9 protein-coding genes and 4 tRNA genes are annotated in these 9,247 nt (G+C 37.0%); 12 read left to right on the forward strand and 1 reads right to left on the reverse strand.

All coding sequences use genetic code 11. The annotated features are described in order from the left end of the window. The coding region (locus tag ACKJXD_RS11680; RefSeq protein WP_430876391.1) for a hypothetical protein at nt 1-217 on the forward strand (217 nt) is incomplete at its 5' end. A gap of 352 nt (nt 218-569) precedes the next feature. Here ACKJXD_RS11680 and ACKJXD_RS11685 read toward each other — a convergent pair. After that, complete coding sequence (locus tag ACKJXD_RS11685) at nt 570-1,784, reverse strand: pyridoxal phosphate-dependent aminotransferase (protein WP_220215891.1); 1,215 nt, start codon at nt 1,782-1,784, stop codon at nt 570-572. 144 nt (nt 1,785-1,928) lie between these two features. Here ACKJXD_RS11685 and ACKJXD_RS11690 point away from each other — a divergent pair, with 144 nt between their 5' ends. From ACKJXD_RS11690 to ACKJXD_RS11740, 11 genes are all read left to right on the forward strand, one after another. Continuing rightward, on the forward strand, nt 1,929-2,198 hold the full coding sequence (locus ACKJXD_RS11690) for an ACT domain-containing protein (protein ID WP_065558707.1): 270 nt from the start codon (nt 1,929-1,931) through the stop codon (nt 2,196-2,198). A 36-nt stretch (nt 2,199-2,234) separates the two neighbouring features. Continuing rightward, nucleotides 2,235-3,590 carry a PFL family protein gene (locus ACKJXD_RS11695; RefSeq protein WP_430876392.1) on the forward strand — a complete coding sequence of 452 codons (1,356 nt, stop codon included), beginning with the start codon at nt 2,235-2,237 and terminating at the stop codon, nt 3,588-3,590. A gap of 219 nt (nt 3,591-3,809) precedes the next feature. Beyond that, the gene (locus tag ACKJXD_RS11700; RefSeq protein ID WP_430876393.1) at nt 3,810-3,983 is read left to right on the forward strand and encodes a hypothetical protein; all 174 of its coding nucleotides are present in this window, start codon (nt 3,810-3,812) and stop codon (nt 3,981-3,983) included. A gap of 49 nt (nt 3,984-4,032) precedes the next feature. Then, nucleotides 4,033-4,383, forward strand: a complete 351-nt coding sequence (locus ACKJXD_RS11705) for a hypothetical protein (RefSeq protein WP_430876394.1) — start codon at nt 4,033-4,035, stop codon at nt 4,381-4,383. Between the two features lie 111 nt (nt 4,384-4,494). Beyond that, complete coding sequence (gene tcdA, locus ACKJXD_RS11710; RefSeq protein WP_220215888.1) at nt 4,495-5,298, forward strand: tRNA cyclic N6-threonylcarbamoyladenosine(37) synthase TcdA; 804 nt, start codon at nt 4,495-4,497, stop codon at nt 5,296-5,298. A gap of 293 nt (nt 5,299-5,591) precedes the next feature. After that, nucleotides 5,592-8,291 carry a bifunctional acetaldehyde-CoA/alcohol dehydrogenase gene (gene adhE / locus ACKJXD_RS11715; RefSeq protein ID WP_430876395.1) on the forward strand — a complete coding sequence of 900 codons (2,700 nt, stop codon included), beginning with the start codon at nt 5,592-5,594 and terminating at the stop codon, nt 8,289-8,291. Nucleotides 8,292-8,444: 153 nt separating this feature from the next. Beyond that, nucleotides 8,445-8,520 (forward strand) — tRNA-Thr (locus tag ACKJXD_RS11720). A 33-nt stretch (nt 8,521-8,553) separates the two neighbouring features. Further along, nucleotides 8,554-8,638 (forward strand) — tRNA-Tyr (locus ACKJXD_RS11725). 56 nt (nt 8,639-8,694) lie between these two features. Beyond that, nucleotides 8,695-8,769, forward strand: a tRNA-Gly gene (locus tag ACKJXD_RS11730). A gap of 3 nt (nt 8,770-8,772) precedes the next feature. Next, nucleotides 8,773-8,848: transfer RNA gene (locus tag ACKJXD_RS11735), tRNA-Thr, on the forward strand. A gap of 183 nt (nt 8,849-9,031) precedes the next feature. After that, nucleotides 9,032-9,247 (forward strand): GTP-binding protein (locus ACKJXD_RS11740; RefSeq protein WP_430876396.1); only part of this gene is annotated, 216 nt, incomplete at its 3' end.

Genomic DNA, 9,247 nt, shown 5'->3' on the forward strand with positions numbered 1-9,247 from the left:
CCGTGGCGAGATCATCACAACCGATACGCATGGTCGTTACCATATAGTCGGTGTATCGGGAGGCCGTTGGGAGCGAGGAGCAAACTTCGTTATCAAGCTAGACCCACGAAGCTTACCGAAAGCATATAAAGTAAACGGACGTAATCCAAAAGTGGTGAGAGTATCGCCAGGGTTACCAAGTAAAGTTGATTTTGGTGTTACCGAAGTAAATCAGTAATGACCATCAAAGACAAAGACGGACAAGGAAGTCTGTCTATCCCAATCCTTTCAGGTCTTTCCCCCATTTATTGGGGGTTTTTTATATGAAGCATTCCAGATTATTATTTCATGTGAATAGATTTTAGTTTTAGAACACTGAAAATGACTAGAGTTGTAGAGATATAAATAAAATAGAGTGCCAGTTAATAAATTAATATTGTCATATTAATTAGTTAGCATAAATAGAGCAGTATTAATGAGTTTAAGCATAATACTGAAAGTTTTTATTATCATTCATTGAATGGAATTAAACAATTTTGCGTAGTGTTACAGATTTAAAACTCCCAACTAAAATTGGGAGTTAATTCGTTTTATTGTTGATAATTTGATAAAAATTTAGCAAAACGTTCAATAGCGTCTTGTAATTCACCTATATGTGGAAGCGCAACAATTCTGACATGATCGGGTTTATGCCAGTTGAAACCACTGCCTTGTACTAAAAGAACTTTCTCTTGCAATAGAAAATCTAAAACTAATTTCTGATCATTGTGAATATTAAATTTTTGCTGATCAAGTTTAGGAAATAAGTACAATGCGCCTTGTGGTTTAGTACAACTTACCCCTGGGATATCATTTAACATGCGCCATGCAAGCATACATTGATCATATAAACGACCACCAGGAACAATAAATTCATTAATACTTTGATAACCGCCAAGCGCACCTTGAATGGCATGTTGCAATGGTACATTGGCGCATAATCGCATTGACGCCAACATATTTAGCCCCTCAATGTATCCTTTTACATGTTGTTTCGGGCCACAAAGTGCCATCCATCCTTGCCTAAAACCTGCAACACGATAAGTTTTGGATAGTCCGCTCATGGTTACGACAAATAAATCGGGCGCTAAAGCGGCTATTGAATGATGAACAGCATCATCATATAAAATTTTGTCGTAAATTTCGTCAGCAAAAATAATAAGATTGTTTTGACGTGCAATTTCTGCAATATCAAGTAAAAGTTGTTTACTATAAACGGCACCAGTTGGGTTATTAGGATTAATAATGACAATTCCTTTGGTTTTAGGGGTGATCTTTCTTTTAATATCCTCTAAATCGGGCGACCAATTGGCTTCTTCATCGCAAAGGTAATGAACAGCACTACCACCAGATAAACTAATTGCAGCTGTCCATAATGGATAATCTGGCATAGGAACTAAGATTTCATCACCGCTATTGAGCAATGCTTGCATCGATTGTACGATAAGTTCAGAAACTCCATTGCCGATAAAAATGTCTTCGACATCTAAACTTGTTATTCCTCTGGCTTGATAGTGTTGCATAATAGCTTTACGTGCAGAGTAAAGTCCTTTTGAATCAGAATATCCTTGTGAGGAAGGCAAATTACGGATGACATCAACTAATAATTCATCAGGTGCGGCAAAACCAAAAGGGGCAGGATTTCCAATATTGAGTTTTAGTATAGTTTGACCTTCTTCTTCAAGACGCTTTGCATGCTCAAGAATTGGTCCACGGATGTCATAACAGACATGATCCAATTTATTTGATTTTTGGAAATTTTTCATAATGTTGCCCTTCTTATTTATTTTAATGTTTTTTTATTTTTAACAAAAAAACAATCTACTCCTATTTCGATAATTTTTGAAGATGTTATTATAATCAACCAAGTAAATATCTTTTGATTGTCCAAAATTTGTGCGGAGTATGTGATGAAAACCATTTTAACTGTCATAGGAAAAGACCAGACCGGAATTATTGCTGGTATAAGTCAAAAATTATATGAATTGAATATTAATATTTTAGATGTATCTCAAACTATCATGGGTGAATATTTCACGATGATTATGTTACTCGATTTATCAAAAATCGATGTTTCATTTGATGATGTTAAAAATACTTTAACGCAAACAGGCGAAAATCTTAAAGTTAAAGTAAATATTCAACGCGAAGAGATATTTGATGCAATGCATCGTCTTTAAATTTTATTCAATAATTTTTACTGAAGGATAGTACTAATGGAAACCAAACAGATCCTCGAAACAATTAAAATGATTGAGGAAGAAAAGCTTGATATTCGCACAATAACCATGGGTATTTCTTTGCTTGATTGTATTGATAGCGATGGTGAAAAAGCCCGTCAAAAAATCTATGACAAAATTACTAAATTAGCCAAAAATTTAGTAAAAGTTGGTGATCAAATTACGTCTGAATTTGGTATTCCAATTATTAATAAACGTATCTCTGTTACACCAATATCCTTAATTGCAGGAGCAAGTAATGATAGTGATTATGTCGCGTTCGCAAAAACACTTGATCAAGCTGCTAAAGCGGTGGGGGTGAACTTTATTGGTGGATTTTCGGCGTTAGTGCAGAAAGGTTACCATAAAGGTGATGAAATTTTGATTAAATCCATCCCACAAGCTCTTGCCCAAACAGAACGCGTTTGTTCATCGGTTAACGTAGGTTCTACGCAAACCGGTATCAACATGGATGCCGTAAAACAGATGGGGCATATTATTAAAGAGGCGGCCGCATTAACGGCGGATAATAGCAGTATGGCTTGTGCAAAATTAGTTGTGTTTGCTAATGCTGTTGAGGATAATCCGTTTATGGCTGGGGCTTTTCATGGTGTAGGCGAAGCAGATTGTGTCATTAATGTGGGTGTCAGTGGACCTGGTGTGGTTAAGCGAGCACTCGAAAAAGTAAAAGGTCAACCTTTTGATGTGATTGCGGAAACAATCAAAAAAACGGCTTTTAAAATTACCCGTATGGGACAACTTGTTGGTAAAGAGGCTTCGGAGCGTTTAGGCGTTAAATTTGGTATTGTTGATTTATCTTTAGCGCCAACGCCTGCAATAGGTGATTCAGTTGCCCATATTTTAGAAGAAATGGGACTGGAAGTGGTTGGAACCCATGGTACAACGGCTGCGTTGGCGATGCTTAATGATGCTGTCAAAAAAGGTGGGGTCATGGCATGTGGTCATGTAGGTGGTTTAAGTGGGGCATTTATTCCTGTGTCAGAAGATGCTGGGATGATTGATGCGGTAAATAAGGGGGCACTCAATTTAGAAAAATTAGAAGCAATGACCTGTGTTTGTTCGGTCGGGCTTGATATGATTGCTATTCCGGGTGATACACCAGCTGAAACGATATCTGCTATTATTGCAGATGAAGCAGCAATCGGCGTCATCAATCATAAGACCACTGCTGTTCGCATCATTCCTGCGGTTGGTTTAACAGTGGGTGATAATATTGAATTTGGTGGGTTATTGGGTCATGCACCTGTGATGCCAGTAAATAAATATAGTTCATTTGATTTTATTAATCGTGGTGGGCGTATTCCTGCTCCGATTCACTCCTTCAAAAACTAAGCGATTATTTTGTGATGCCTTGTATATCAAAAAAGACAAGGTATCACATGACTTTCTGTCTATTGATTTCTTTCTAATAATCCAAAACGTGATTTTTTCCTTCATTTTACGGTATACCTATAATGAGCAATCACACGGATACTATTTGGTAATAAATCAGTTAGTCTCATTTTTCTTACTTATCTAAAATTAATTGATAAAAAATAAAAGGAAACAAAAATGAAAAAAGTTACAATCAGTTTTATCTCAATATTATTGTTTGGTTGTGGGATTTTAGAAAGTAATTATCAACCTGGCAACTATGGTCCGATGTTAACGGTAATTAATCAAAAATTACCCGCTTATGATTTACCAAAAAAATTAGATTTCCACAATAAAACCTATTATATATAATCAAAGTCGCGATAGTGGTTCAGGTAATCCTAATGATAAGCGTGCAATTATGTACATGCAAGATCCTAAATCAGCAACCTATTATGAAGATTATTTCATCATTATGGATGATATCGTTGCCAATGCTCAAGATGCTCAAAAACTCTTTAAATTGCAAATCGCAATGCGTTCGTCTGATCCGAAAGTCACTCAAGAAGGTAACGTTTCTTATGCCGTAGGAACGGATGAAAAAAATGGTATAGGTTATTTAATCGTCAGTACTTATGATGAATCAACGCATTTGGCTCGTAATCGTTTTTATCTCATTTTACTTAATAAAAAAAATGACCATTTAGTAAAATATATGCAAACCCATACTAAACAAATGGCACAAGAGATATTAAAATTAGGTCGTAAATAGTTAATTTATGAGTCTAATACCGATAACCTCAATGACAAGAATAGTAGCGTTAGTTGCGTTAATCTTTATGCACTGCTAGTATTTTAACATTTCGATAAATCAGTGGTAATTATGCATAACACATTTTCTGACAGTTATTTTCAACGTTTTAGTGGCATTGCTCGGTTGTATGGTCAATCCGCATTGTCGTGTTTTGCTCGTGCACATATTTGTGTAATAGGGATTGGTGGTGTTGGTTCTTGGGTAGCTGAATCCCTTGCTCGCAGTGGTATCGGGCAAATTACTTTGATTGATATGGATGATGTCTGTGTGACTAATACCAATCGCCAGATTCATGCTTTAACCACAAATATAGGTAAAGCTAAAACCGCCGTCATGGCTGAGCGAATATTACAAATTAATCCTGAATGTATTGTTAATCAAATTGATGACTTTATAAACATTGATAATGTTTCAGATTATTTAGGTGCTCAAAACTTGCCTCGTTATGATTATATCATTGATGCTATTGATAGTGTGCGTGATAAAGCGGCCGTGCTTAATTATTGCAGACGACAAAAATTGAAAGTCATTACTATTGGTGGCGCAGGTGGGCAAAAAGATCCAACACAGATTAAAATTGCTGATTTGGCTAAAACCATTCAAGACCCTTTGGCAGCTAAATTACGAGAAAGATTGAAGAACGATTATAAATTGAATAAAGATAGTAAAGGTAAATATTCGATACCTTGTGTTTACTCAACAGAACAACTGACATATCCGGCGGAGAATGGACAAATCTGTTTTACGAAAAGTGAAGCGCATGGCACTAAAAAAATGGATTGTGAATCAGGTTTTGGCGCAGTGACGACTGTTACGGCAAGTTTTGGATTTGTTGCTGTTAGTTATGTACTGGACAAATTATCAAAAATTTAAGTGAACTTTTTATTTCTTCGAAAAAATTTAGCATATTTAAAAAAAGCTATTTTACCTAAGTAAAATAGTTTTTTTATCTAAAAATCTCAAAAATTAATTTCTTTTATCTAATATTAGGAATATCGCTCATCTATTTCAATAACATTTATTTTTCTGCAAGATCTTATTGTATAAAGTAAAAAACTGATTTACGATAACGGCAATTTCGTTTTGTTATTATGCATAGGCATTTAAAAGATTCAAGGAAGACGCCAAACGATTCAGATTTATTTTTTAATTTCAAGGAGTAATCTATGGCAGTAACTAATATGAATGAGTTAAATGAGTTAATGGCCCGTGTAAAAAAAGCACAGGAAACTTATTCAACTTATACTCAAGAACAAGTGGATAAAATTTTCACGGAGGCTGCAAAAGCTGCTGCAGCTGCGAGAATTCCACTAGCCCAACAAGCTGTTGCTGAATCGGGTATGGGGATTGTAGAAGATAAAGTGATTAAAAACTTATTTGCTGCAGAATATATTCTAAACAAATATCGTCATGACAAAACTTGTGGCGTAGTGGCAGAAAATGAACCCTTTGGAACTATTACGCTAGCCGAACCTTTAGGGATCATATGCGGAATAGTACCAACGACCAATCCAACTTCTACCGCTATTTTCAAATCCCTTATCAGTCTTAAAACCCGTAACGCAATCGTCTTCTCTCCTCATCCTAGAGCAAAAAAATCAACTATTGAAGCAGCCAGAATTGTTCTAAATGCAGCAATCAAAGCTGGTGCGCCAAAAGATATTATTGGTTGGATTGATGAACCCTCTATCGAATTATCAAATGCTTTAATGCATCATGATGATGTCGCTGCAATTTTAGCAACCGGTGGCCCAGGTATGGTGAAAGCAGCTTATAGTTCAGGTAAACCTGCATTAGGTGTTGGCGCAGGTAATACGCCTGTCATTATTGACGAAACAGCGGATTTAAAACGAGCAGTGGCTTCCGTTCTGATGTCTAAAACGTTTGATAATGGTATGATTTGTGCCTCTGAACAGGCTATCGTGGTGGTTGATTCTGTTTATGACGAAGTACGTCGCTTGTTGACACAATACGGTGCATACGTTTTAAATGCTAAAGAGACAAAAGCCGTTCAAGGTATCATTTTAAATGATAAGGGTGCTTTAAATGCCAATATCGTTGGTCAACCAGCGACCCAAATTGCTGAATTAGCAGGTTTTAAAGTACCAGCAGGTTCAAAAGTACTAGTAGGTGAAGTGAGCAAAGTTGATCTATCTGAACCGTTTGCGCATGAAAAACTTTCACCGACGTTAGCTATGTTTAAAGCTAAAGATTTTACTGAAGCCGTAGACAAGGCTGAAAAATTAGTTGAAATGGGCGGTATGGGTCATACTTCTGTTCTTTACACCGATCAAGATAGCAATCGTGAACGTATCGATTATTTTGGCAAAAAAATGAAAACTTGCCGTATTTTGATTAACCAACCTGCTGCGCATGGTGGTATTGGCGATTTATATAATTTTGATTTAGCGCCGTCACTAACATTAGGTTGTGGTTCTTGGGGAGGTAACTCGGTATCTGAAAATGTTGGACCGAAACACTTACTTAACAAGAAAACAATCGCTAAGAGAGCAGAAAACATGTTATGGCACAAATTACCAAGTTCTATCTATTTTAAACGTGGCTCACTTCCTATTGCTTTAAATGAAGTCGTTGAGCAAGGCGCAAAACGAGTCTTTTTAGTCACCGATAAATTCCTATTTAACAATGGTTATTCAAAACAAATTACCGATCAATTAGAGTCACAAGGTGTTCTTTGTGAAACATTCTTTGATGTTGAAGCTGATCCAACCTTAAGTGTTGTTCGTAAAGGGACTGAATCAATGAGAGCATTCCAGCCTGATACGGTTATTGCTTTAGGCGGTGGTTCACCAATGGATGCTGCAAAAATCATGTGGGTTCTTTATGAACACCCAGAAACTAAATTCGATGAATTAGCATTACGTTTTATGGATATTCGTAAACGTGCTTGTCATTTCCCGAATATGGGCAAAAAAGCAAAATTGATCTGTGTTACCACAACATCAGGCACCGGTTCTGAAGTGACGCCATTCGCGGTTGTGACGGATGATGCAACCGGACAAAAATATCCGTTAGCCGATTATGCTGTTACGCCTCATATGGCAATTGTAGATGCTAACTTAGTGATGAATATGCCACGTTCACTTTGTGCTGCTGGCGGTTATGATGCGGTAACTCATGCTTTAGAAGCTTATGTGTCAGTAATGGCAACAGAGTTTTCTGACGGTCAAGCATTACAAGCTTTAAGTATGCTTAAGTCCTATTTACCGGCAAGCTATAAAGAAGGGGCTAAAAATCCTATCGCTCGCGAAAAAGTACACAGTGCAGCGACATTAGCGGGTGTTGCCTTTGCTCAAGCATTTTTAGGTATTTGTCACTCAATGGCGCATAAAATTGGTGCAGCTTTCCATATTCCACATGGTGTGGCTAATGCAATGCTCATCAGCAATGTTGTCCGTTTTAATGCAACAGATAAGCCAACTAAACAAGGTACATTTAGTCAATATGGTTATCCTCAAGCAATTCGTCGATATGCTGAAATTGCTGATCATTTAGGTTTAACGGCTGCTGCGGATAAAGATGAGAAGAAAGTTGAGAAACTAATTGGTTGGTTAGATCAACTTAGAAAAGATCTTGAAATACCATTCTCTATAAAAGAGTTTGGTGTGGATGAAAAAACATTCTTAGCACAAGTTGACCAACTTGCTGTAGATGCATTTGATGACCAATGTACTGGTGCAAATCCTCGTTATCCTTTAATTGCTGAACTAAAACAAATCTTGCTTGATACCTATTATGGTCGTCCATATCAAGATAAGGGTGATATCAGTGAAGATGTTGCTGTGCATACAGCGGCTAAAGGTGTAGCTTCTACTACTAAGAAAAAAGCGGTAAAAAAGAAATAATCTAAAAAATTATTTTTGATTAAATTAAACCCTGAAATTGTCTATATTTCAGGGTTTTTTTATGTTTTTGATTTTTTTTTAAGCAAACAAAATAAAATTTGTTTTTTTTGCTTGCAAGGTTAAATGTTCTAGTCCATAATGCGCAGCACTTAGGCCGGCTTAGCTCAGTAGGTAGAGCAACTGACTTGTAATCAGTAGGTCGCCAGTTCGATTCCGGCAGCCGGCACCATTTTCCTAAGTAGACAAATTTAAAAAGATTCGGGGTGGGGTTCCCGAGCGGCCAAAGGGAGCAGACTGTAAATCTGCCGTGTCACACTTCGAAGGTTCGAATCCTTCCCCCACCACCATATATCTAACATTAGCAATAGCTAATTGAAGCATTTAGGTAGCCGAGTTTGAACATGCGGGCATCGTATAATGGCTATTACCTCAGCCTTCCAAGCTGATGATGCGGGTTCGATTCCCGCTGCCCGCTCCAATTGCTGATATAGCTCAGTTGGTAGAGCGCACCCTTGGTAAGGGTGAGGTCGGCAGTTCAAATCTGCCTATCAGCACCATTCTTGTTACTTTCCTAAACTTCTAAAAATATCAAATTTGACTGCTTAAAAGCTTGTCACTTGACGGCTTTATCTGTTATTATTCAGAGCTAATTTTAAGTTAGTATTATGTTGATATAAAATATAATACTTGGTTAATGTGGTGATTCACCACCGATTTGTATTACATTTGAGGGACAATAAATGTCTAAAGAAAAATTTGAACGTACAAAACCCCACGTTAACGTTGGTACAATCGGCCACGTTGACCATGGTAAAACAACTTTAACTGCTGCAATTACTTCTGTACTTGCTAAAAAATACGGCGGACAAGCTCGTGCATTCGATCAAATCGATAACGCACCAGAAGAAAAAGCACGTGGTATTACCATCAATACTTCACACGTTGAATACGACACA

It is taken from the genome of Gilliamella sp. G0441 (assembly GCF_050589305.1).
Lineage (GTDB): Bacteria > Pseudomonadota > Gammaproteobacteria > Enterobacterales > Orbaceae > Gilliamella.

Excerpts from the sequence above, each read along its gene's own strand:
- ACKJXD_RS11685 (WP_220215891.1), bottom strand. The coding sequence starts at position 1,784 with ATGAAAAATTTCCAAAAATCAAATAAATTGGATCATGTCTGTTATGAC.
- ACKJXD_RS11690 (WP_065558707.1), top strand. The coding sequence starts at position 1,929 with ATGAAAACCATTTTAACTGTCATAGGAAAAGACCAGACCGGAATTATT.
- ACKJXD_RS11695 (WP_430876392.1), top strand. The coding sequence starts at position 2,235 with ATGGAAACCAAACAGATCCTCGAAACAATTAAAATGATTGAGGAAGAA.
- ACKJXD_RS11700 (WP_430876393.1), top strand. The coding sequence starts at position 3,810 with ATGAAAAAAGTTACAATCAGTTTTATCTCAATATTATTGTTTGGTTGT.
- ACKJXD_RS11705 (WP_430876394.1), top strand. The coding sequence starts at position 4,033 with ATGTACATGCAAGATCCTAAATCAGCAACCTATTATGAAGATTATTTC.
- tcdA (WP_220215888.1), top strand. The coding sequence starts at position 4,495 with ATGCATAACACATTTTCTGACAGTTATTTTCAACGTTTTAGTGGCATT.
- adhE (WP_430876395.1), top strand. The coding sequence starts at position 5,592 with ATGGCAGTAACTAATATGAATGAGTTAAATGAGTTAATGGCCCGTGTA.